At 63.9% G+C, this 21,803-nt stretch carries 19 protein-coding genes and 1 pseudogene; 15 read left to right on the forward strand and 5 right to left on the reverse strand.

Translation table 11 applies throughout. The features are described from left to right. Positions 1–84: 84 nt before the first annotated feature. The 10 genes and pseudogenes from C7440_RS01705 (at position 85) to C7440_RS01750 (ending at position 9,148) form a co-directional block, all read left to right on the forward strand. Positions 85–1,002, forward strand: coding sequence for a branched-chain amino acid ABC transporter permease (locus tag C7440_RS01705; protein WP_116517243.1), 918 nt, complete (start codon positions 85–87; stop codon positions 1,000–1,002). Next, positions 1,002–2,009 carry a branched-chain amino acid ABC transporter permease gene (locus tag C7440_RS01710; RefSeq protein WP_116517244.1) on the forward strand — a complete coding sequence of 336 codons (1,008 nt, stop codon included), beginning with the start codon at positions 1,002–1,004 and terminating at the stop codon, positions 2,007–2,009. The genes C7440_RS01705 and C7440_RS01710 overlap by 1 nt, the downstream gene beginning before the upstream one ends. Then, positions 2,006–2,761: an ABC transporter ATP-binding protein gene (locus C7440_RS01715; RefSeq protein ID WP_116517245.1), complete on the forward strand. Its 756-nt coding sequence runs from the start codon at positions 2,006–2,008 to the stop codon at positions 2,759–2,761. Before C7440_RS01710 ends, C7440_RS01715 begins: the two co-directional genes overlap by 4 nt. A 5-nt stretch (positions 2,762–2,766) precedes the next feature. After that, positions 2,767–3,483 (forward strand): ABC transporter ATP-binding protein, encoded by a 717-nt coding sequence (locus C7440_RS01720; protein WP_116517246.1) that lies wholly within the window; start codon positions 2,767–2,769, stop codon positions 3,481–3,483. A 75-nt stretch (positions 3,484–3,558) separates the two neighbouring features. Further along, positions 3,559–4,461, forward strand: coding sequence for a LysR family transcriptional regulator (locus tag C7440_RS01725; RefSeq protein WP_116517247.1), 903 nt, complete (start codon positions 3,559–3,561; stop codon positions 4,459–4,461). Between the two features lie 88 nt (positions 4,462–4,549). Further along, a pseudogene (locus tag C7440_RS01730) lies at positions 4,550–5,473 on the forward strand (NAD(P)-dependent oxidoreductase); the annotation flags it as partial. A gap of 66 nt (positions 5,474–5,539) precedes the next feature. Next, on the forward strand, positions 5,540–6,469 hold the full coding sequence (locus C7440_RS01735) for a VOC family protein (RefSeq protein WP_116517249.1): 930 nt from the start codon (positions 5,540–5,542) through the stop codon (positions 6,467–6,469). Positions 6,470–6,550: 81 nt separating this feature from the next. Next, complete coding sequence (locus C7440_RS01740; RefSeq protein WP_017524105.1) at positions 6,551–6,928, forward strand: YciI family protein; 378 nt, start codon at positions 6,551–6,553, stop codon at positions 6,926–6,928. A 15-nt stretch (positions 6,929–6,943) separates the two neighbouring features. Further along, positions 6,944–7,882: a fumarylacetoacetate hydrolase family protein gene (locus C7440_RS01745; RefSeq protein ID WP_116517250.1), complete on the forward strand. Its 939-nt coding sequence runs from the start codon at positions 6,944–6,946 to the stop codon at positions 7,880–7,882. Between the two features lie 93 nt (positions 7,883–7,975). Continuing rightward, positions 7,976–9,148: an ABC transporter substrate-binding protein gene (locus tag C7440_RS01750; RefSeq protein WP_116517251.1), complete on the forward strand. Its 1,173-nt coding sequence runs from the start codon at positions 7,976–7,978 to the stop codon at positions 9,146–9,148. 112 nt (positions 9,149–9,260) lie between these two features. Here the strand turns inward: C7440_RS01750 and C7440_RS01755 are convergent, their stop codons facing one another. Next, positions 9,261–10,022 carry a GntR family transcriptional regulator gene (locus C7440_RS01755; RefSeq protein WP_243410805.1) on the reverse strand — a complete coding sequence of 254 codons (762 nt, stop codon included), beginning with the start codon at positions 10,020–10,022 and terminating at the stop codon, positions 9,261–9,263. A 334-nt stretch (positions 10,023–10,356) separates the two neighbouring features. On the opposite strand from C7440_RS01755, the gene C7440_RS01760 reads away from it, so the two are divergent. The 3 genes from C7440_RS01760 to C7440_RS01770 all read left to right on the forward strand — a co-directional run bounded on the left by C7440_RS01760 (position 10,357) and on the right by C7440_RS01770 (position 14,073). Then, positions 10,357–11,685: an aromatic ring-hydroxylating dioxygenase subunit alpha gene (locus C7440_RS01760; RefSeq protein ID WP_017524109.1), complete on the forward strand. Its 1,329-nt coding sequence runs from the start codon at positions 10,357–10,359 to the stop codon at positions 11,683–11,685. Between the two features lie 9 nt (positions 11,686–11,694). Beyond that, positions 11,695–13,143 (forward strand): glutamine synthetase family protein, encoded by a 1,449-nt coding sequence (locus C7440_RS01765; protein WP_116517253.1) that lies wholly within the window; start codon positions 11,695–11,697, stop codon positions 13,141–13,143. 216 nt (positions 13,144–13,359) lie between these two features. After that, the gene (locus C7440_RS01770) at positions 13,360–14,073 is read left to right on the forward strand and encodes a type 1 glutamine amidotransferase (protein WP_165832412.1); all 714 of its coding nucleotides are present in this window, start codon (positions 13,360–13,362) and stop codon (positions 14,071–14,073) included. A gap of 644 nt (positions 14,074–14,717) precedes the next feature. Here C7440_RS01770 and C7440_RS01775 read toward each other — a convergent pair. Then, positions 14,718–15,284 (reverse strand): NADPH-dependent FMN reductase, encoded by a 567-nt coding sequence (locus C7440_RS01775; RefSeq protein ID WP_116517255.1) that lies wholly within the window; start codon positions 15,282–15,284, stop codon positions 14,718–14,720. A gap of 194 nt (positions 15,285–15,478) precedes the next feature. On the opposite strand from C7440_RS01775, the gene C7440_RS01780 reads away from it, so the two are divergent. Both C7440_RS01780 and C7440_RS01785 read left to right on the forward strand, forming a co-directional pair. Further along, positions 15,479–15,877 carry a nuclear transport factor 2 family protein gene (locus C7440_RS01780; RefSeq protein ID WP_116517256.1) on the forward strand — a complete coding sequence of 133 codons (399 nt, stop codon included), beginning with the start codon at positions 15,479–15,481 and terminating at the stop codon, positions 15,875–15,877. Between the two features lie 98 nt (positions 15,878–15,975). After that, positions 15,976–17,814 (forward strand): phosphoenolpyruvate carboxykinase (GTP), encoded by a 1,839-nt coding sequence (locus C7440_RS01785; protein ID WP_116517257.1) that lies wholly within the window; start codon positions 15,976–15,978, stop codon positions 17,812–17,814. A 281-nt stretch (positions 17,815–18,095) separates the two neighbouring features. On the opposite strand, the gene C7440_RS01790 is transcribed toward C7440_RS01785, so the two are convergent. The 3 genes from C7440_RS01790 to C7440_RS01800 all read right to left on the reverse strand — a co-directional run bounded on the left by C7440_RS01790 (position 18,096) and on the right by C7440_RS01800 (position 21,785). Next, positions 18,096–19,160 (reverse strand): maleylacetate reductase, encoded by a 1,065-nt coding sequence (locus C7440_RS01790; protein ID WP_116517258.1) that lies wholly within the window; start codon positions 19,158–19,160, stop codon positions 18,096–18,098. A gap of 75 nt (positions 19,161–19,235) precedes the next feature. Beyond that, complete coding sequence (locus tag C7440_RS01795) at positions 19,236–20,090, reverse strand: intradiol ring-cleavage dioxygenase (RefSeq protein WP_116517259.1); 855 nt, start codon at positions 20,088–20,090, stop codon at positions 19,236–19,238. Positions 20,091–20,099: 9 nt separating this feature from the next. Beyond that, complete coding sequence (locus tag C7440_RS01800) at positions 20,100–21,785, reverse strand: FAD-dependent oxidoreductase (RefSeq protein WP_243410806.1); 1,686 nt, start codon at positions 21,783–21,785, stop codon at positions 20,100–20,102. Between the last annotated feature and the right edge of the window lie 18 nt (positions 21,786–21,803).

Genomic DNA, 21,803 nt, shown 5'->3' on the forward strand with positions numbered 1-21,803 from the left:
TGTTCCGGGCCTTCTTTTCTGAACGGCAGGCAATAATAAAAACAAAAATCCCATACACGACACCCAAATAATAGAGGGCAATGGATGACTACACTTGTTTTATCGCAGCTGCTCAACGGCGTGCAGTACGGCGTGCTGTTGTTTTTGCTGGCTGCGGGCCTGACGCTGGTTTTCGGCATCATGAGCTTTGTGAACCTGACACACGGCTCGCTGTACATGCTGGGGGCCTACTTCGGGGCCACCGCCTACAACCATACCAGTTCGTTCCTGCTGGCCATCGTGGCGGCGGTGGGCGGATGCATTATCGTGGGCATCATCCTCGAGCGAACGGCGGTCTCGCGGCTCTATTCGCGAGACCACCTCGATCATGTGCTGGTGACCTTCGGCCTGCTGCTGTTCTTCAACGAAATGGCGCAGATCATCTGGGGCACTCAGCCCTACTTCCTGCCGGTGCCCTCGTGGCTCGACAGCACGGTCAACCTGTTCGGCATCACCTATCCGTCGTACCGCTTTGCCATCATCGTTGCGGGCCTGCTGGCCGCGGTGGGCTCATATTGGCTCATCCATAAAACGCGCCTGGGCATGCTGATCCGCGCCGGTTCGGTCAACCCGCAGATGATCGGCGCGCTGGGCATCAACATCAAGTTCCTGAACGCCCTGCTGTTCGGCGTGGGCGCCGCGCTGGCCGGCCTGGCCGGCGTCATGGCCGGGCCCATCCTGTCGGTGCAGTCGGGCATGGGCGAGCCGGTGCTGATCACCACGCTGGTGGTCATCGTCATCGGCGGCATCGGTTCGGTCAGCGGTGCCTTCTATGCCGCCCTGGTGGTGGGCATCGTCGACACCCTGGGCCGGGCCTTCCTGCCCATGCTGCTGCGCGAAGTCATGGCGCGCGACCTGGCCAATGCGGCCGGGCCGGCCATTGCTTCAATGCTGATCTATGTGCTGATGGCGGTGGTGCTGGCCATCCGTCCGCAGGGGCTGTTTGCAGGAGCCAAGAAATAATGTCCACAAATCAAAGCAATATCTGGAAGGCCGGCACCCTGGTGCCCCTGGTCATCTTCCTGTTGTTCATCCTGGTGCCCGTGTGGGGCCACTTTACCGACCATAACTTCTACGTCGCCTACTTTGCGCGCATTCTCATCTACGCCATTGCCGTGGTGGCGCTGAACCTGGCGCTGGGCTTTGGCGGCCTGGTCAGCCTGGGGCATGCCCTGTTCATGGGGCTGGGGGCCTACAGCGTGGCGCTGCCGGCTTTCTACGGCATCGACAACGGCTGGGTGCACCTGTTCTTCTGCCTGGCCAGCTGCGCCGTGGCGGGGTTGATTACCGGGGCCATCAGCCTGCGCACCTCGGGCATCGGCTTCATCATGATCACGCTGGCGTTCGCCCAGATGGGCTACTTCCTGTTCGTCAGCCTGAAGCAGTACGGCGGCGACGACGGCACCAGCATCTCGCACACCAGCCAGTTCTTCGGGCTTGACCTGGGCGGGGTGTACGAGGTGTACGTCGTGTCGCTGATCCTGCTCATACTGGCCACGTGGTGGACAGCCCGGTTGCGCGTCTCGCCCTTCGGCATGGTGCTGCGCGGCGCGCGGCAAAATGCGCGGCGCGTGCGGGCGGTGGGCTTTCCGGCCAATCACTACCTGCTGGCCTCGTACGTGCTGTCGGCCATGCTGTGCGGGGTGGCCGGCATGCTGCTGGCCAACCTGAACGCCTTCGCCTCGCCCAGCACGCTGTCCTGGATCATCTCCGGCGACCTGGTGGTCATGCTGGTGTTGGGCGGCATCGGCACCGTGTTCGGCCCGGTGCTGGGCGCGCTGGCCTTCCTGGGCCTCGAGGAAATCCTCAAGATGTTCACCGACCACTGGCTGGCGGTGTTCGGCCTGGTCATCGTGTTCATCGGCCTGCTGGGCAAGGCCGGCATAGCGGGCTTCCTTGAGTCATTCAGCCGCCGCAAGGCGGGCGCTGCCGCGGGCGGCGCCAAACAAGTCAAAGGAGCCAAGGCATGAGCGATTATCTGCTGCGCACCGAATCGCTGGTCAAGCGCTTTGGCGGCCTGCTGGTGACCGATTCGGTCTCCATCGACGTACGCCCGGGCGAACTGCACGCCATCATCGGCCCCAACGGGGCGGGCAAGACCACCCTCATCAACCAGCTCTCGGGCGAACTGGCGGCCAACTCGGGCAGCGTGCTGTTCGCCGGCGAGAACGTCACGGCCCTGGGCATTCACCAGCGGGCGCGGCGCGGGCTGCTGCGCTCATACCAGATCACGTCCATTTTCGAGGGCTTTACCGTGCTCGAAAACACCGTGCTGGCGGCCATGGGCGCCAAAGAGCACGCCTTCCGCTTCTGGAAGCCCATGCTGGCCCGGCAAGACCTGGTGCAGATCGCCAGGCAGGCGCTCGAAGTCACCAGCCTGACCGACCTGGCCGACGCGCCGGCGGCCGAGCTGGCCTACGGCCAGCGTCGCCAGCTCGAGCTGGCCATGGCGCTGGCGGCCCAGCCCAAGGTGCTGCTGCTCGATGAACCCATGGCCGGCATGAGCGCGCAAGAGTCGGCCGGCGTGGTGGCCCTGCTCAAGCGGCTCAAGGGCACGCATACCATTTTGCTGATCGAGCACGACATGGACGCCGTGTTCGCGCTGGCCGACCGTATTACCGTGCTGGTGTACGGCAAGGCCATGTTCTCGGGCACGCCCGACGAAATTCGCAACCATCCGGAGGTCAAGGCGGTGTACCTGGGCGACGAGGCAATAGGATAAGAAACATGACGACACTACTCGAAGTTCGCGACATCCACGCCTCATACGGCCATGCCCAGGCCCTGTTCGGCGTGACGTTCGAGGTCAAGGCCGGCGAGGTCGTGACCCTGCTGGGGCGCAACGGCATGGGCCGCTCTACCACCATCAAGTGCCTGTTCGGGCTGCTGCCGGTGACCCAGGGCGAGATCCTCTTCTGCGACCAGGTGGCCAGCGCCTTGCCCTCGTACAGCATTGCGCGCCTGGGCCTGGGCCTGGTGCCCGAGGGGCGCCAGGTGTTTCCCAACCTTACAGTGGAAGAGAACCTGGTGGCCACGGCCCGCGCCGCGGCCCGCCATGGCGGCACGTCCGAATGGACGCTCAAGCGGGTGTACGATTTTTTCCCGCGCCTGCAAGAGCGCAGCGGCAACCTGGGCGGGCACCTGTCGGGCGGCGAGCAGCAGATGCTGGCCATCGGCCGGGCGCTCATGACCAACCCGCGCCTGCTGGTGCTCGATGAAGCCACCGAGGGCCTGGCGCCCATCATCCGGGCCGAGATCTGGCAGGCGCTGACCGCGCTCAAAGAGCAGGGCATGTCGCAGATTGTCATCGACAAGAACGTGGGGGCGCTGCTGCCGTTTGCCGACCGCCACTATGTGCTCGAAAAAGGCAAAGTGGTCTGGAGTGGCAGCTCTGACGACCTGCGCCAGAACAGCGCCATCGTGCAGCAATACCTGGGCGTTTGATGTGTCTGCCGCCGTCTGCCCGGCCTTTTCCGGGCAAGGCGGCTATTGTCGGCCCAAGGGCGTGGAGGCCAGGGCATGAAAGACCTGAACCTTCTGTATGTGTTCGAGGCCATGTGGCGCGATCGTTCGGTTACGCTGGCCGCCGAGAACCTGGGCCTTACCCAGGCGGCGGTCAGCAGCGCGCTCAAGCGCCTGCGCCAAGAGCATGGCGACAAGATGTTCACCCTGGTGGGCCGGCGCATGGAGCCCACGCCTTATGCGGTGCAGGCTTCGCAGCAACTGCTGACCGCGCTCGACATGATCCGCAAGGCGTCGAACCGCCGCGCGCCTTTCGACCCTTCCACCTCGCGCCGCCTGTTCACCATACGCACGCGCGACGTGGGCGAGGTGGTGTGTTTTCCGCAGATACTGCAAGATGTCGCCGAGGTGGCGCCTTCGATCAGGCTGCGCACCACATTCCAGCCCATAGACGACACCTTGGTGGGCCTGGCCAGCGGCCGCATGGACCTGGCCCTGGGTTTCCTGCCCTCGCTTGAAACCGGCATCCACCGGCGTCCTTTGTTCAAGCAGGATTATGTGTGCGTGGTCCGGAAGGGCCATCCGCTGGCGCGCAGCACCCTGAGCCGCGAGCGTTTTTGCGAGCAAGACCACCTGCTGGTGGAGTATTCGGGCAGCGGCCACCAAGTGATCGAGCGCGGCCTGCTCGATGCCGGCCTGCGCAACCAGATCCGCATCCGGCTGCCGCAGTATCTGTCGGCGCCGCACTTTATCCTGACTTCCGATCTGGTGTGGTGCGCGCCGGCCGCCCTGGCCGAAAAGCTCGCCCGTTACTACCCGCTGGTGCTCAAACCGGTGCCGATTGCCCTGCCCGCGTTCGAAATAGCCTTGTACTGGCACGACCGCTTTCATCGCGACACCGCCAACCAGTGGCTGCGCGATGTGGTCGCCAAGGCGTGCCAGAAAAGCCTGGAAGTATAAATTAAATTAATACTAAGTAATCAACGAATCGCTATGGTTTAATTCTGACCCTGCCCATAGAATCGTTGCATAGAGGAAGGGAAACTTCCCCATGAATGCAAGGAGGCAAACCATGGTCGATTTCCAAACCGTGGGCATGATAGGCATCGGGCAGCTGGGCCTGCCCGTGGCCGGCAATCTCATCCAGGCGGGTTTCAAGGTGGCGGGCTTTCGCCGCAGCAATATGCACGAGTTCACCGAGCTGGGTGGCCGGGCCCTGGGTTCGCCCGCGCAGGTTGCGCGCGAGTCCGATGTCGTCCTGTTGTGCCTGCCCAGCGAATCCGCTTCCCGCCAGGTGCTCGAGGGCCCCGAGGGGCTGCTGGCGGCGCTCGAACCAGGCCAGGTGGTGATCGAAACCGGCACCTACAGCAAGGCGTTCAAGCTGCAGCAGGCCCAGCAGCTTGCGCAGGGGGGCGCGCGGGTGCTCGAGGCCGAGGTCAGCGGCTCTCCGCCCATGGTCAAGGCCCGCAAGGCGGCGCTGTACGTGGGAGGCGAGGCCGATCTGCTCGAGCAATGCCGCCCCATTCTCGAAGCCATCAGTCCCGCGGTCTTCCATCTGGGCGACTACGGCTCGGCGGTGTCCATGAAGCTCATCGCCAATTACCTGCTGGCCATCCACACCCTGGCCGCGGCCGAGGCCATGAACATGGGCGCCCGGGCGGGTTTTGACCCTCGCACCGTGGCCGAGGTCATCCAGAAGGGCGCGGGCGGCTCGGCCATGTTCGGCGTGCGCGCGCCCATGATGGCCGACCGCGCCTTCAGCCCGGCCCCGGGGCCTTTTACCACGCTTGAAAAATACCTTGAACTGGGGCGCGCCATGGCCGACGAGCTCGGCTGCGCCACGCCCATGTTCTCCGCCGCCGAGCCCTATTACCAGCGCGCGCTGGGTGGCGAACTGCGCAACGAAGACATTGCCGCCCTTATCAAGCTGATCGAGGCCGACTCGCGGCCGGGCCAGGGCGGCCAGGGCTAGAAAGGGCGGGGCAGGGCCTGCGAAAGCAGGGCCGCAACGCCACATGTAAACGGAAAAGGACCAACAATGATACGTTCGCTGCTGCACGTGGGCATGATCGTGCCCGACCTTGAAGTGGGGCGCGCCTTCTACGAGCTGTTTGGCCTGCAAGCGCGCGCTAGCGGAAACGACCTGGTGTTTCGCTGCCAGGGCCGCGACCAGGACCAGATACGGCTCATGCAGGGTCCGCGCAAGAAGCTGGCCTATACCTCGCTGGGCACCAACCAGGCCGGCATGGCCGCATTGACCTCCAGCCTGCGCCAGGCGGGCGTGGCCATACAGGGCGCGCCGTTCGACGTGCCCTTTGGCGGCATCTGGTTCCAGGATCCGCATGGCGACTGGCTTAATGTGCAGGTGGCCGAGCCCGCGCCGGCCAGCACCGAAACCCTGCCCCCCGAAATCAATGCTCACGGCAGATACCGCCGCGTGGGTCTCAGGGCCTGCTCGGTTGAAACACGCCACAAAAAGGCCAAGCCCTTGCGGCTGGGCCACCTTATCAAGTTCTCGCCCGATGTACCGCGTTCGGTGCAGTTCTACACCCAGGTGCTGGGCATGAAGGTTTCCGACCAGGCGGGCGACGTCATTGCCTTCCTGCGCGGCGCGGCGGGCGGCGACCACCATATGGTGGCTTTTGCCAAAAGCACGCACACGGGCCTGCATCACGTCAGCTTCGAGGTGGCCGACCTGGATGAAATCGAGATCGGCGCCCAGACCCTGCTGCGGGCCGGGTACCGCGATGCCTTCGGCCTGGGCCGCCATATCGGCGGGTCCAACTACTTCCACTACATTCGCGACCCCTGGGGTAGCCTGGCCGAATACTTCTGGGACATCGACGTCATTCCCGAGGACGACAGCGACTGGCAGCCGCTGGTGGCCGACTCTCCCAAAGATGTGATCGCGGTGTGGGCCGCCTCGCCGCCGCCCGAAGATTTCATTCTCAATTTCGAAGAGGCATAGTGCCAACAGGCCCCAGGGCCCGCCAATACTGAAAGAACCGTCCCTGCCCACAGGCGGGCGGGGCGTCAAAAGGATAGAGCCATGGCTATTCCATCGCAGGCGCAGGCATTGATGCAGGGCATGCTCAAGAAGCCCCTGTATGTGGTGCTGCGCACCCCCGTCGACCTGTCGCGCATCAATGAACTGCTGCCGGCCCATCTTGAATGGGCGGTGCAGTGCGAAAAGCGCGGCGAACTCTTTGCATCGGGGCCCTTCGTGCAGGAAGGCGCCGCGCCGGGGGCGGGGGGCGGCATGTCCATCTTCCGCGCCGATTCCGTTGCCGAGGTCGAGCGCATCTTGTCGGGCGACCCTTTCATCCAGCAGGGCGTGTATGCCGCCGACATCAAGAAATGGATGCTGATGGAAGGCGGCGTCACCGTCACCTTCCGGTTCTCAGACCAATCTTATTTGCTTCGTTGAGCGCGGGAAGTCTTCATGAAATACCAGTTGTTTACCTATAAGGCCGCCGAAGGCAACGCGCGCCCCGGCATCGCGGTCGAGGGCCGCCTGTACGACCTGGGCTCGGCCCTGGGCAGCGAGACCGCGTGGGCATCGGTCGACGACCTGCTGATCGAGTGGGACCGGGCCCGCGGCGTACTCGATGCGCTGGCCGAAAGCCTGGGCGGCGACCCTGCCAGGCAGCGCGCAGCCGCGCTTGCCGAACCAGAGTTCCTGGCGCCGCTGACCCGTTGCGGCGTTGTCTATGCGGCCGGCGCCAATTATCGCGACCACGTCGAAGCCATGGCGCGTGCGATGAACATGAACCTGGTCACCGACCCGAAATCGCAGGGCATCGAGCCCTGGCATTTCATCAAGGCGGGGCAGGCCACCCTGGCGGCGCATCAAGAAGACGTCGCCATGCCCGGCCACACGGCCAAGCTCGACTGGGAGGCCGAGCTGGCCGTGGTGATCGGGCGGCGCGCAAGCCGGGTAGCAATCGAACAGGCGCTCGAGCACGTTGCGGGGTATTCATGCGCCAATGACCTCTCCGCCCGGGACAACCTCAAGCGCGAGGGCGTCGACGACACCTCGCCGTTCAAGTTCGACTGGATAGGCCACAAGTGCTTCAAGGGGGCGTGCCCCATAGGCCCCTTCATCACGCCCGCGCAGTTCGTCGAAACGCCCGAAGACCTGGGCATCAGGCTGTGGCTCAACGACGAACTGAAGCAAGATTCCAACACGAGCAACCATCTGTACAGCGTGGCCGAGCAGATCAGCTACCTGAGCCACAGGCTCGACCTGCTGCCGGGCGACATCTTGCTTACCGGTACGCCGGCGGGCGTGGGCATGGAGTCGGGCACGTTCCTGCAGCGTGGCGACGTGATGCGCGTGTGGATACAAGGGTTGGGCGAACTTGAAACACGCATCGTCTGATCGCGGCGGCGATTCGGGCGCCTTGGGGCCGCTCGCGCGGGTCGGGGCGGGAATGCGGTTTCATCACTATTAAATCAAGACGGGAGACAAATCATGAGAACAAAATTCAAGCTGGCCGCATTGGCGCTTACCCTAGCGGGCACCCTGCCCGCGCTGGCCGCGGCGGACGTAAAGGTGGGCTTCATGGCAACGCTGTCGGGGCCTTCGGCCGCCGTGGGGCAAGACCAGCTCGACGGCTTCCAGCTGGCGCTCGAGCAGCTGGGCGGCAAGCTGGGCGGCGTGCCGGCCACGCTTATTGTGGAAGACGACCATCAAAAGCCAGATACCGCCCTTACCAGCGCGGCCCGCCTTATCGAGCGCGAGAATGTCGACGTTATAGCAGGGCTGACCTTCGCCCACGTGCTCATGGCGCTGCAGCCCACTATCGCGCAGACGCAAGTGCCTTTCATTGGCACGGTGGCCGGGCCCTCGCCCACGGCCGGCAAGCTGTGCAAGCCCAATCTGTTCATCACCTCGTGGCAAAGCGACACCCCGGCCGAGGCCATGGGCAAGTACCTGCAAGATCAGGGCGTGAAGCGGGTCAGCCTGCTTACCCCCAATTTTGTGGGCGGCAAGGACAAGCTCTCGGGTTTCAAGAAAACCTACGAGGGTAAGGTGCTGGACGAAATCTACACGCCGCTGAACCAACTGGATTTCTCGGCCGAACTCACGCAAGTGTCGTCGTCCGACCCTGATGCGGTGTTCATGTTCTACCCGGGGGCGCTGGCCATCAGCTTCGTGCGGCAGTATCGCCAGGCCGGCCTGGCCGACAAGTATCCGCTTTATTCGGCCAACTCCATTGAAGGGGCAGGCGTGGCGGCCATGGGCGAGGCGGTGTTCGGTTCGAAGGTGGTCGACACCTGGACCCCCGGCATTGAAACCCAGCGCTCCAAGGATTTCGTGGCTGCCTACGAGAAGAAATACAACCGCCTGCCGTCGGCCTATGCGGCGTTTTCCTACGATGCCGCCATGCTGCTCGATGCCGCGGTGGCCTCAATGAAGGGCGACGTGTCCGACAAGAAGGCTTTCAATGCGGCCATCAAGAACGCCAAGTTCGAATCGCTGCGTGGCGATTTCCGCTTTGGCAACAACAATTATCCGGTGCAAAGCTATCACGTGTTTGAAATCGTCAAGGGCGACGACGGCAAGGCCCGGTTCAAGACCATCGCCAAAGACGTGCTGAAGGACCAGGCCGATTCCTACGCGGCCGAATGCACGATGAGCTGAGGCCGTGCGCTGCCCTGGCCAGGCCGCCGGGGCGGTATGTGCTTGCAAGGCGGCCCTTATGCGGGGCCGCCTTTGCGTATGGGGCTCAAGGCCCAGGGCCTGTTGGTAGGCTTTATCCCGCCCGCGTTACCAGCCTGATGCCGGGCATGACCTCGGCGGCCAGTTCGGGGTTGCTGGTGGCGTACTCGACGTTCATGCGGGCGATTTCGACGTGTTCTTCGCCCAGGGCCTGCGCGCGCGCGCCCTGGCCGCGCTCGATGGCCTGAACCAGCGCGTGGTGCTGCAGCTGGGCCATTTGCATGGCGCGGGTGCCTTCTTCGTGCGAGGACTGCATGGGCAGCATGGCGCTGGGCGCGGCGAACGGCTGGCCGTTCAGCATGTCCATCATGCGCTGCAGGGTACGGTTGCCGCTGCCCTCGAGAATGAGCTCATGGAAGCGGGCATTGAGTTCCACATACGCCGCATAGTCGTCGAAGTTCATTTGGGGCTTGTTCACGGCTTCGTCGATTTGCTCGAGGCATTCGTGCAATTGGCGCAGAAGCTGCTTGGTGGGCCCGTTTTCGGTAAGCAGCCGGGCGGCATAGCCTTCAAGGACGCCCCGGGTCTGGATGGCGTGCGAGACCTCGGTGGCGGTAAAGCCGCGCATGCGGTAGCCGCCGCTGGACATGGCTTCGATAAGGCCTTCGTATTCGAGCGTGGTAAGGGCCAGGCGCACGGGCGTGCGCGAGGCCTCGAGCCTTTCGGCAAGGGGTATCTCGGCCAGGCGCTCGCCCGGTGCGAAGGCGCCTTTCAGGATGAGGTCGCGCAGCTGGATCAGCACCCGCGACTGCTGTGATTCGGCGATGGGCTTCATGACGTCTCCGTTTGCTGCCATGGATTCTACTGTAACCGGGCAATTGCATGCAATGAAGGGTTTTCGTCCTAGAGTTTTCCCTAATACGAAGAATTTTTATATTTTTCGGATAAAGCGGAAAAAAACGCCTGATTATATGAATAAATAATTGATATTCAATGGTTTTATTTTCTAACCCCAGGCGTGTTTTGTTCAATGAAAAGCCCTGGCCGGCCATGCGGCATGAATACATTCCATTTGACAGAAAGCGGCAAAATCGCAAAACTGTATGCAATAGAACGGGGTGTCGGATGATCTGCCGCGCATGCGGCCACGACTCCCTCATGTTGGACCAACCGCATAGCGAGGAACCCCCATGCTTACTGCAGAACAGAATGATTTCATGACCCGGGTCGGCCCCGGGGCCCCCGCCGGCAAACTGCTGCGCCGCTACTGGCAGCCCGTTGCGCTGGCCGAAGAGCTTGACGGCGTCAAGCCCATGAAGGCCGTGAAGCTGCTGGGCCAGGACATGGTCTTGTTTCGCGACGACAAGGGCCAATTGGGCCTGCTCGACCGTGACTGTCCGCACCGGGGCGCCGACCTGGCTTTCGGCCGCATCGAAGACGGCGGCATCCGATGTGCCTTCCATGGCTGGCTGTTCAATGTAAAGGGCCAGTGCCTGGAGACCCCGGCCGAGCCCGCCAACAGCAAGTTCCACTCCACCATCCAGCAAGGCGCCTACCCCGTGGTCGAGCGTAGCGGCGTCATCTTCGCCTACCTGGGCGAAGGCGAGCCGCCCGCGTTTCCAGACATGGACTGTTTCGTGGCGCCCGACACGCATACCTTTGCCTTCAAGGGCTTGTGGGAATGCAACTGGCTGCAGGCGCTCGAGGTGGGCATCGACCCCGCGCACGCTTCTTACCTGCACCGCTTCTTTGAAGACGAGGACACCTCTGCCAGCTACGGCAAGCAGTTCCGCAGCGCATCGGTCGACTCCGAGATACCCATTACCAAGGTGCTGCGTGAATACGGCCGCCCCACCATCAATGTAGAGCCCACCAACTATGGCATGCGCATGACCTCGCTGCGCGAGCTCAGCGAAGAGTTCACCCACGTGCGCGTGACCAACCTGGTGTTCCCGCAGGCCATCGTCATTCCCATGAGCACTGAAATGACGATCTCGCAGTGGCACGTGCCCGTGGACGACACACATTGCTACTGGTACGCCATCTTCACCAGCTTCACCGAGCCGGTGAACAAAGAGCAGATGCGCGCCCAGCGGCTCGAGCTGTACGAACTGCCCGGCTATACCTCGCGCAAGAACAAGAGCAACCATTACGGTTTCGACGCCAACGAGCAAATGACCGAAACCTACACCGGCATGGGGCACGACATCAACGTGCACGACCAGTGGGCGGTTGAATCGCAGGGCCCCATCCAGGACCGCACCCGCGAACATCTGGCCGCCAGCGACAAGTGCATCTATACCTACCGCCGCATGCTGGTCAAGGCCATCGAAGCCACTTTGGCCGGGGAAGACAAGGCGCCGCTGATGGTGTTGAACCAGGACGAGGCCCGCGAGATTACCGGCCCGGCTTCCATCGACGGCGTGGGGCCGCGCAAACAAGAGAAAGCCTACTGGGTCGAGGCCGATCTCAGGCGCCGCCAGGAATCCGGCTGGGCATCTGAGCGGCTTAGCGCCTAAGGACGAAACATGGCTAGTTTTGTCGAGAAGTACCAGGCCTGGACGCCTGAACAGGCCGGCGCGGCCGAGGAGCTGGCGCGCCGCCTGGAGTCCGGCGAGGTGGACGTGGTGCGCTTCGCCTTTCCCGACCAGCACGGCATCTTGCGCGGCAAGACGCTGGTGGCTTCCGAGGCCATAGGCGCCTTGCGGGGCGGGGTCAACATGACCACCACGCTGTTCGCCAAAGACACCTCGCACATGACGGTGTTTCCGGTGTTTTCGGCCGGCGGCGGTTTTCAGTTCGAAGGCATGCAGGGCGCCGCCGACTTTGTGCTGGTGGCCGACCCTTCTACCTTCCGCATCTTGCCCTGGTCGCCCCGCAGCGGCTGGGTGCTTTGCGATGCCTACATGACCGACGGCCGTCCTGCGCCCCTGGCCACCCGCAGTATTCTGCGCCGCGCGCTGGCCGATCTTGACGAACTTGGCCTGAGCCTTACCGCGGGGCTCGAAGTGGAGTTCCATGTGTTCCGGGTGGAAGACCCGCGCATGGGCCTGCACGACGGCAGCCATCCGGGACAGCCGGGCGTGCCGCCCGAGGTGTCGCTGCTGACCCATGGCTACCAGTACCTGACCGAGCAGCGCTACGACGCCAGCGAAGAGCTGATGGAGCTGCTGCGCACTACGATGCAGGGGCTGAAGCTGCCGGTTCATTCGATGGAAATCGAATTCGGCCCCAGCCAGTTCGAGCTTACCTTCGGGCCCATGCCGGGCATGCTGGCCGCCGACGCCATGGTGCTGGTGCGCAGCGCGGTCAAGCAGGTATGCCAGCGCCATGGCTATCACGCCACCTTCATGTGCCGTCCGCGCATACCCAGCGTGATGTCCAGCGGATGGCATCTGCACCAGTCCTTGTGCGACAAGGCCACGGGCCGCAACCTGTTCATTCCCGAAAACGAAGGGGAAGATCTTTCAGAGCTTGGCCGCCAGTATCTGGCAGGGCTGCTGGCGCACGCCAGTGGCGCGGCGCCGCTGTCCACGCCCACCATCAACGGCTACCGCCGCTACCGCTCGTTCTCGCTGGCCCCCGATCGGGCCAGCTGGGGGCGCGACAACCGCGGGGCGATGCTGCGGGTGCTGGGCGGCGTGGGGCAGGCGGCCACCCGCATCGAGAACCGGGTGGGCGAACCCACGGCCAATCCCTATCTGTATATGGCGTCGCAGGTGTTTTCGGGACTGGACGGCATACGCCGCAAGCTGGTTCCCTGCCCCAGCGCCGACATGCCGTATGAAGACACCACCGAGCCGCTGCCGCGCTCGCTGCCGGCGGCCCTGGATGCGCTGCGCCGCGACGAGTACCTGTGCGAGCAACTGACCCCGCTGTTCGTGAACTATTACTGCCACATCAAAGAGGCCGAGCTTTCCCGCTTCAACCTGGAAGTGACCGAGTGGGAACACCGGGAGTACTTCAGCCTGTTCTGATGCGCACGGTCGATGCCGATATCAGCCTTGCTGCCGGCATCGATCGTGCGCCTCGGCGCATGCTCCGCTGTCCGTGGCGGGGCAATGCCGGGCGTATTCAATAGGGGCGCCGCAGCAGGCGCCCTTCGTACATCGTGGCAGAGCCGCCCTTGCCGACAGGCCGGGTGTTTGCCACGCTTTTGCCGGCGCTTCATCGCCGGGGGAGACACGCTTTCAATGAAACCCATTGCTATTTTCCAGCACACTCATGTTGGCCTGCCCGGCGCGGTTACGTCTGTATTGAACGAGCTGGGGGTTCCCTGGGTGATCGTGCCGGTGATGGACGGGGCGCCCATTCCCGATGATCCGTCGGTGTTCAGCGGGATCATCCTGATGGGAGGCTCGATGGGGGTTAACGACGGGCTGGCCTGGATCGATGAGGAAATCGAGCTGGTGAAGCGGGCCCGCCAGGAAGGCATACCGGTGGCGGGCCATTGCCTGGGCAGCCAGGTGATGGCGGCGGCGTTCGGCGCTGCGGTTGCGCGCGGGCCGGCGATGGAGATTGGCTGGCAGGACGTGAAGCTGGAGCCGGCGCCTGAGGCGGACGAGTGGCTGGGCGAGGGGGCGAAGGAGGTGTTCCAGTGGCACGGCGATGCGTTCAGCCTGCCCGAGGGGGCGAAGCGGCTGGCGGCCAGCGCTCAGCATCCGAACCAGGCTTTTGTGATGGATGATCGTCATCTGGGGATGCAGTTTCATCTTGAGATGACGCCGGAGCTGGTGGACTTATATGTGAAGGCGAACGGAAAGGCGATAGACCGAGAGCTGGCGAAGGGGGCGGCGGCGGTGAACACGCGCGACGAGATCGCGGCCGATCTGGATGCGCGTACTGCGGGTATGCATGAGATGTTGCGGAAGGCTTATGGGCGGTGGGTGAAGGGGCTGAAGGGGTAGCGTTTTTTCGCTGGGTCGGTGCCGTAGCTAGGCCGGTACCGTATAGAGTGAGACTCTTCTCTCTTATTCCCATGCGTTGATCTGGGTTCTTGACCGGTCGAGGGGCGGCATACCCTTTTTGGACATTCTCGAGAGCCTAGTTCTTTAACCGGGCGAGGGGCGACGTGCCCTTTTCCGGATCGACACCCTGCGGCCCTTCGGGCTTCCCGAATTTCTCTGATTGGTCCGGGCGGCGGCAGAACTCAACCTCGTCGCTGCGCGACTCGGGATTCGGACAAGCTGGCGCCGAAAGCCCCCGGTCCAATCAGAGAAATTCGGCGCGGGTGGACGGTCCGGAAAAGGGCACGTCGCCCCTCGCCCTCGCGATGTGGTACATGGTAGATCCGAACGGCATGCCGCCCTTCACTGTACCGGCGTAGTGCATGGCGGATCCGAGCGGCATACTACCCCTTCACTCTACTGGTGTGGTGCATGGTGGATCCGCGCGGCATGTAAGCTGCGAGGTGGGACGGCCCGAAAAGAGCAGGCCGCCCCTCACCCTCGCGATGTGGTACATGGCGGATCTGAACGGCATGCCCCCACTCTACTGGTGTGGTGCATGATAGGTCCACGCGCCATGCAGGTTGCAAGGTGGGGAGAACTGGTCAGGCGCCTTCGACCAGCCGTATCTCGGCGACGAGGTCGTCGATGGCGGCCAGCATGAAGTCGATAGAGGGCTGGTCGGTGAGCTTGCCGTCCTTGACCTTGTCGTTGGCATGGTTGACGACGACCTGGGCGCGGTTCAGGGGGCGGGAGAGGCAGGCGGTGAGGGTTTCGCGTATCTGGACCTGGGCGCGGACGCCGCCGGCGAAGCTGGGGGACGAGGTCATGATGAGGGCGGGCTTGCCCTTCAGGGGGGAGTTCATGCTGGGCCTCGATGCCCAGTCGAGGGCGTTCTTGAGTACGCCTGAGATGCCGTAGTTGTATTCGGGTGAACAAAGGACGAGGCCCTGGCAGTCGCCGATGGCCTGTTTCAGCTTGCGTACTTCGTCGGGGCACAGGTCGCCGTCGAGGTCGGCGTTGTAGGGCGGGATGTCGTGCAGGGGAAAGAGGGGCATGTGGATGTGGCCGGGCAGGGATTCGGCCAATGTCCTGATGACGGCGAGGCTGTTGGAGGCTTTGCGCAGGCTGCCGCACAGGCCGAGCAGCTTGATGGGTTGGGGGGTGGGCATCTTGAAGTCTCCTGGGTGTTGTGGCCCTGACTATAAACAAAAAGTATATTTATGTGGCTCAAGAGTTCAGTGGTTGGACTCGGTAATTGCCCTATAAGAGCAGGGCCAAAGGGAAGTTCAAGGCGGTTTTTGGGCTTTGGCGCTGGTAATGAGGGCGAGGGAGCAGTATCTTTAGGCTTCAAGGGAGACAAGACATGAATATGCAATCTGACGCCGAGCGCCGCCTGTACCAGGCCGACGACGAGCGTTGCCGGGCCATGCTGGCCAATGACCTGGATGCGCTGGCGCGCGTGCTGGCCGACGATGTGATCTATACGCACTCTTCGGCGGTGGTCGACACGAAAGAGCAATATCTGCAGTCGCTGCGCGAGGGCAGCACGCGCTATCTGGCGGCCAGGCGCGAAAGCGCGCAGGTTCGGCTGTATGGCCCAATGGCGATCATGCACGGGCATGTCATCATGCAGATCGAAAGCCATGGCAAGAAAAAAGACCTCAACAATCTGTTCCAGTCGGTGTGGGTGGAACGCGACGGTCAGTGGCTGCTGGTGTCGTGGGCCTCTACGGTGATCCCGCCCGCCGCCAAAACTCTGTAACCGCAGACTCGTTTCGTTGCCCCGCCGGGCTTTATGGCAGCGGCGGGACGATATATAAAGTGGACTGAACATCAGTATCACATACAGGAGACCAGCGTATGAACGCCGCAGCAGTGCCCGAACCCGCCACCAATGTGAATGCGCCCGACTGGGTCAGGCATTCGGCTCTCAAGCAGTGGGTGGGCAAGATCGCCGAGTTGACACAGCCCGACCGCATCGAGTGGTGCGACGGTTCCCAGGAAGAGTACGACAGGTTGTGCGAGATGATGGTGCAGGCCGGCACGCTGCGCCGCCTGAATCCTGAAAAGCGGCCGAATTCCTATCTGGCATGGTCCGATCCTTCCGACGTGGCGCGGGTCGAAGACCGCACGTTCATCTGTTCTCAAAAAGAGGAAGACGCCGGCCCCACCAACAACTGGGTCGATCCGGCCGGCATGCGCGAAACGCTGAACGGGCTGTTCGCGGGCTCCATGCGCGGGCGCACGATGTATGTGATTCCGTTTTCGATGGGACCGCTGGGTTCGCCCATTGCGCACATCGGCGTCGAGCTGACCGATTCGCCCTATGTGGTGGCCAATATGCGCATCATGACGCGCATGGGCCGCAAGGTGTACGACGTGCTGGGCCCCGACGGCGCCTTCGTGCCCTGCGTGCATTCGGTGGGCATGCCCCTGCAGCCGGGCCAGCAAGACGTGGCCTGGCCCTGCAATGAAACCAAATATATTGTGCATTACCCCGAAACCCGCGAGATCTGGTCGTTTGGCTCGGGCTACGGCGGCAATGCGCTGCTGGGCAAAAAATGCTTTGCACTGCGCATCGCCTCGAACATGGGCCGCGACGAGGGCTGGATGGCCGAGCACATGCTGATCCTGGGCGTTACGTCGCCCCGGGGCAGGAAAATGCACGTGGCGGCGGCGTTTCCGTCGGCCTGCGGCAAAACCAATTTCGCCATGCTGATCCCGCCCCAGACGCTTTCGGGCTGGAAGGTCACCACCATCGGCGACGACATTGCCTGGATCAAGCCGGGCGCCGACGGGCGCCTTTATGCCATCAACCCCGAGGCGGGCTATTTTGGGGTGGCGCCGGGCACCAACGAAAAGACCAACTTCAACTGCATGGCTTCGCTGCGCGAGAACGTGCTGTTCACCAATGTGGCGCTGACCGACGACGGCGATGTCTGGTGGGAGGGCAAGGGCCCGGCCCCCGCGCATTGTATCGACTGGCAGGGCAACGACTGGACGCCCGACTCGGGCCGCAAGGCGGCCCACCCCAATGCGCGCTTCACGGTGGCCGCCGACCAGAACCCGGTCATCGACCCTGAATGGGACAACCCTGAGGGCGTGGCGATCGACGCCTTTATTTTCGGCGGCCGGCGCTCTGACACAGTGCCCCTGGTTACCGAGGCGCGCAATTGGGTCGAAGGCGTGTACATGGCCGCGACGCAAGGGTCTGAAACCACGGCCGCGGCCGCGGGCAAGCAGGGCGTGGTGCGCCGCGACCCGTTCGCGATGCTGCCTTTCTGCGGCTACAGCATGGGGGCCTATTTTGCGCACTGGCTCGCGCTGGGCAAGCGGCTCGAGCAGGCCGGCGCAACGCTGCCGCGCATTTTCTATGTGAACTGGTTCCAGACGGATGCCGACGGCAAGTTCATTTGGCCTGGGTTCGGCGAGAACATGCGGGTGCTGAAGTGGATGCTCGAGCGCATCGAAGGCACGGCGCAGGGGCAGGAAAACCTGTTCGGGGTGTCGCCGCGGTATGAGGACATTACCTGGGACGGGCTCGATTTCTCCAGCGAGCAGTTCGAGTCGATCACGGCTATTGACGCAGAGGCCTGGCGCAAAGAGCTGGGTCTGCATGCAGAGCTGTTCGAGAAGCTGCGCAAGCATTTGCCGGCGGAACTGGCCAGCCATCAGGCCCGGCTTAGCGCGCAGTTGTAAGTTTGAGTTCTTGATCCGGGCGAGGGGCGGGGTGCCCTTTGCCGGGCCGCATCCTGCGGTCCCGCTGCGCGGGACTTCCCGAATTTCTCTTGTTCGGTCGGGCGGCGGCAGAACTCAACCTCAGCGCTACGCGCTTCGGGATTCAGACAGGCTGGCGCCGAAAGCCCCCGACCGAACGAGAGAAATTCGGCGCACGCTGGACGGCCCGGCAAAGGGCACCCCGCCCCTCGCCCTGGCGTTGCGTTTGGAGCGAAAGCTCGACGAGATCGAAGTCTGAAGGCTCAGGCCAAGGGCGCCTCGCCGGCCCAGGCGCGGCGGATCAGGGCCCTGATGTCTTTGTCGGTAAGGGGGCGCGGGTTCCAGTAGGGGTTCTTCAGGGCCAGTTCGGTGGCCTTGTCGATGCCCGATTCGGGCATGCCGATGTCTTTCAGTGCACGGGGCGCCTTGATGCGCTCGGCTAGTGCCCACAGGCCTTCGGCCACGTTGTCGGCCTTCAGGGCGCGGGCGGCGCGATGCATGGCCTGGGGGGCTTCGGGCGCGTTGTAGGCGGCGGTGTGCGGCAGCATGATGGCGTGGGTTTCGGCGTGGGGCAGGTCGAAGGTGCCGCCCAGCACGTGGCACAGCTTATGATGCAGGGCCATGCCGGCCGAGCCCAGGCAGATGCCGCAAAGCCAGGCGCCGTATTGCGCCTGGGCGCGGGCCTGGCGGTCTTGAGGGTCGGCGATGACGCCGGGCAGGGCCTGGGCCAGGGCGGCGATGCCTTCTTCGGCCATCAGCGAAACAATGGGGTTGCGGTCTTGCGCATACAGGGCTTCGACGGCATGGGCCATGGCGTTCAGCCCGCTGGTGGCCGACAGGGCCGGCGGCAGCGACAGGGTAAGCGAGACATCGTAGATGACCGTCTTGGGCAGCACCAGCGCATCGCGCAGGGTAGTCTTGATGCCGTTCTCGGTCTGGCCCAGGATGGGCGTCATTTCAGAGCCGGCATAGGTGGTGGGCACGGCGATCTGCGGCAGGCCGGTGCGCAGGGCAATGGCCTTGCCCAGGCCGATGGTGGAACCGCCGCCCAGGCCCACCACGCAGTCGGCCTCGAGCTTCTTTACCTGCTCCATGGCCTGCAGGGTGACTTCCACGGGCGTGTGCATGGTGGCCTGGCTGAAGATGCCCGCGCATTTTTGGCCCAGCACCTTGGCCACTTCGCCTGCCCAGTCGGCCTGGGCGGGGGTGCTCAACACCAATGCCCGCTGCGCGCCCAGCTTTTCGATCTCGGCGGGCAGGGCCGCCAGCTTGCCGTCGCCGAACACGACGCGTGTGGGCAGTGCTTCGTAGATGAATTCGTGTTTCATGTTGGTCTCGCTGCGTGTCGTGTGGCGTGGGCCGCCCGGAGTGAGGCTTTGCCGGGCGGCGGGGGCTGGTATAGCTTAAACCTGTTTGAGGCGGAAATCGTAATGCAGGTAGGCGTAGGGTTCGGTCATGTCGCGGCCGTCGGGCGCCTTGCCGGGCTCGTGCATCTCGTATTCGCGGATGAGCGAGTTTTTGACGCCGAACACCACGTCGCTGTCGAGGTAGGTGTCGCCGTCGGCAAAGACGTGGGTGACGAGCTTCTGGAAGCCGGGGGCCTCGATCATGAAGTGCACGTGGGCGGGCCGGTAGGGGTGGCGGCCCTGGGCCTCGAGCATCTGGCCCACCGGGCCGTCGTCGGGAATGGGATAGGCCGAGGGGCGGACTGTCCAACAGCTGAACTCGCCCTTGCCATTGGTGTGCAGTTCGCCGCGCAAGGCCAGGGAATCAAGGCGCTGCACGTCGTAGAAGCCCTCGGTGTCAGATTGCCACAGATTGACGGAGGCGTTTGCCAGCGGCTTGCCTTCCTGGTCGGAGACGGTGCCGGTGATCAGCATGGGGGTGCCGGGCACGCCTTCGGTGATGTCGCCGCCCAGCTCGTACTGCTTGGCGCCTTCGACGTAGAAGGGGCCGAAGACGGTGGTTTCGGTCACGCCCTCGGGCATGCGGTGATTGATGGCGTCGACCAGCATGGAGATGCCCAGCGCGTCGGAAAGCAGGATGAACTCCTGGCGCTTGTCGTCGCACATATGGCCGGTGCGGGTCAGGAAATCAATGGCGAACTCCCATTCTTCCTGGGTAGGTTCGACTTCGCGCACGAAGTCGTGCAGATGGCGCACCAGCGCTTCGCTGATCTGCTTGATGCGGGGGTTTTTGCTGCCCGCAAAGCGTGAGATGACTTCGTCGGTAAGCGTGTGCTCGTTCAGGTCGCGCATCTGGGTCTCCTAGGCGGTGGTTTTTTGTGTAGTAAGGCTGGAAGCCCGCATGCGGGCGCCCAGCAGGGTTTCGAATATTTGTGCGGCATCGCGGCAGGAATCGCCGCGCCAGGCCACGATCTGGTCGGGCCGTATCAGGGCGAAATCGGACTGGTACAACTCGCGTGCCTGCGGCACATGCACCACGGCCAGCTCTACGCCTTTGTCGCGGGCGGCGCTTGCGAACGGCTGTCCTTCATTATCGGCCCCCATGCACAGCAGCGTCCATTCAAATCCAAAGGCATCGTACAACGAGCGGACGTCGTCCAGCCACATGTGCGGCGGCCGGCCGCCGGGGCAGGCGGTGGCCGTGTATTCGTTGGCCTTGTCGGGCGGCGGCATGCTGCCGTCGGAGACAATGGCGGGAGAGCCGTCGTAGCGTCCGCCGAAGGTGATGCCGGGAATGTTGAACTCGGCGCGGCCATGCGCTGCCATGTGTTCGCCCGCTTCGCGGCGTGCGGCTTCGCCGGCGGGGCTGTTTTCTTCGATTTCGGGTGCGGGCTTGAACAGGCCCAGTGAATCGGCAAAGCCGCGCGCATAGCCCGTGTTGCGTATGGCAAGGGGCTGGCGCTCGGCCTGGTAGGAGTCGAGCAGGGCGGGGCCGGCCTGCCCCTTGATGACGGCGGCCAGCTTCCAGCCCAGGTTGACGGCGTCTTCGACCGCGGTGTTGTAGCCCAGGCCGCCTGTGGGCGTGAACAGGTGGGCGGCGTCGCCGCCCAGGAACACGCGGCCCTTTTGGAAGCCGTTGGACACCAGCGAGTGGCCGGCCGTCCAGGTTCCGTGGGACAGCACCTCGACGGGAATGTCGGCGCCCACGCCGGCCTGGAACATGCGCCGGGCGTCGTCGGCCGTGAGCGTGTTTTCGTCTTCGCCTTCTCTCAGTTGGGTGTGGAAGGCGAACTCGCCCTTGCCGTCGACCGTGGCCATGAAGGCGCGCCGCTCGGGGTTGACGCAGACGTTCATCCAGGCGCGGGCGTGCGGCACCACATCGTAGAAAGCGGGCGCGCGCGCATAGACGGCATACATGCGCCCGCCCATGAAGTCGCGCTTGATGCCGGTTTCGCCGGTATAGCGAAAGCCGAGTTGTTCGCGCGTCATGCTGCGCGGGCCGTCGGCGCCCACCATATAGGCCGCCTCGATGCGGTGCTTGCGGCCGGTTTCGACTTCTTCCACGTCGACAACGACCTTGTCGCCGGCGTCGGCGAAGGCTGCCATGCGCCAGCCGTAGTGGATGCTGATGCCGGGCAGTTGCTGGGCGTGCGTGCGCAGCACCTGCTCGACATACTTCTGCGACACCCGATGGGGCAGCTCGGCCGCGCTCCATGAGCCCGACAGCGAGTGGATGCGCTGCTTGGCCTCGGCCGCCGAGGGCAGGCTGAAGCGCGCCAGCTCGTGGCGGGCAAAGCGCGTGAAGTAGGCGATGTCGGTGGGAAAGTCGTTGGGCAGGCCCAGGTTGCGGATTTCATCGGCGAAGCCCAGGCGCCGATAGTGCTCCATGGTGCGTGCCTGCGTGGCGTTGGCTTGGGGGTTGAAGGCGGTGCTCGGCTTGTCGTCGACAAGCACCGCGCTGATGCCGCGCCGGCCAAGTTCATTGGCGAGCATGAGGCCGCAGGGGCCGCCGCCGATGATGGCGACGGAAGCCTGGTCAGGAAGCATGGGGGTATCTCCGGTGGG

The sequence above is a fragment of the Pusillimonas noertemannii genome, from assembly GCF_003096595.1.
In the GTDB taxonomy this organism is placed as follows: domain Bacteria; phylum Pseudomonadota; class Gammaproteobacteria; order Burkholderiales; family Burkholderiaceae_B; genus Pusillimonas; species Pusillimonas noertemannii.

Bases quoted from the DNA above. Each gene is read 5' to 3' on its own strand.
- C7440_RS01705 (WP_116517243.1), top strand. From the start codon at position 85: ATGACTACACTTGTTTTATCGCAGCTGCTCAACGGCGTGCAGTACGGC.
- C7440_RS01710 (WP_116517244.1), top strand. From the start codon at position 1,002: ATGTCCACAAATCAAAGCAATATCTGGAAGGCCGGCACCCTGGTGCCC.
- C7440_RS01715 (WP_116517245.1), top strand. From the start codon at position 2,006: ATGAGCGATTATCTGCTGCGCACCGAATCGCTGGTCAAGCGCTTTGGC.
- C7440_RS01720 (WP_116517246.1), top strand. From the start codon at position 2,767: ATGACGACACTACTCGAAGTTCGCGACATCCACGCCTCATACGGCCAT.
- C7440_RS01725 (WP_116517247.1), top strand. From the start codon at position 3,559: ATGAAAGACCTGAACCTTCTGTATGTGTTCGAGGCCATGTGGCGCGAT.
- C7440_RS01735 (WP_116517249.1), top strand. From the start codon at position 5,540: ATGATACGTTCGCTGCTGCACGTGGGCATGATCGTGCCCGACCTTGAA.
- C7440_RS01740 (WP_017524105.1), top strand. From the start codon at position 6,551: ATGGCTATTCCATCGCAGGCGCAGGCATTGATGCAGGGCATGCTCAAG.
- C7440_RS01745 (WP_116517250.1), top strand. From the start codon at position 6,944: ATGAAATACCAGTTGTTTACCTATAAGGCCGCCGAAGGCAACGCGCGC.
- C7440_RS01750 (WP_116517251.1), top strand. From the start codon at position 7,976: ATGAGAACAAAATTCAAGCTGGCCGCATTGGCGCTTACCCTAGCGGGC.
- C7440_RS01755 (WP_243410805.1), bottom strand. From the start codon at position 10,022: ATGGCAGCAAACGGAGACGTCATGAAGCCCATCGCCGAATCACAGCAG.
- C7440_RS01760 (WP_017524109.1), top strand. From the start codon at position 10,357: ATGCTTACTGCAGAACAGAATGATTTCATGACCCGGGTCGGCCCCGGG.
- C7440_RS01765 (WP_116517253.1), top strand. From the start codon at position 11,695: ATGGCTAGTTTTGTCGAGAAGTACCAGGCCTGGACGCCTGAACAGGCC.
- C7440_RS01770 (WP_165832412.1), top strand. From the start codon at position 13,360: ATGAAACCCATTGCTATTTTCCAGCACACTCATGTTGGCCTGCCCGGC.
- C7440_RS01775 (WP_116517255.1), bottom strand. From the start codon at position 15,284: ATGCCCACCCCCCAACCCATCAAGCTGCTCGGCCTGTGCGGCAGCCTG.
- C7440_RS01780 (WP_116517256.1), top strand. From the start codon at position 15,479: ATGAATATGCAATCTGACGCCGAGCGCCGCCTGTACCAGGCCGACGAC.
- C7440_RS01785 (WP_116517257.1), top strand. From the start codon at position 15,976: ATGAACGCCGCAGCAGTGCCCGAACCCGCCACCAATGTGAATGCGCCC.
- C7440_RS01790 (WP_116517258.1), bottom strand. From the start codon at position 19,160: ATGAAACACGAATTCATCTACGAAGCACTGCCCACACGCGTCGTGTTC.
- C7440_RS01795 (WP_116517259.1), bottom strand. From the start codon at position 20,090: ATGCGCGACCTGAACGAGCACACGCTTACCGACGAAGTCATCTCACGC.
- C7440_RS01800 (WP_243410806.1), bottom strand. From the start codon at position 21,785: ATGCTTCCTGACCAGGCTTCCGTCGCCATCATCGGCGGCGGCCCCTGC.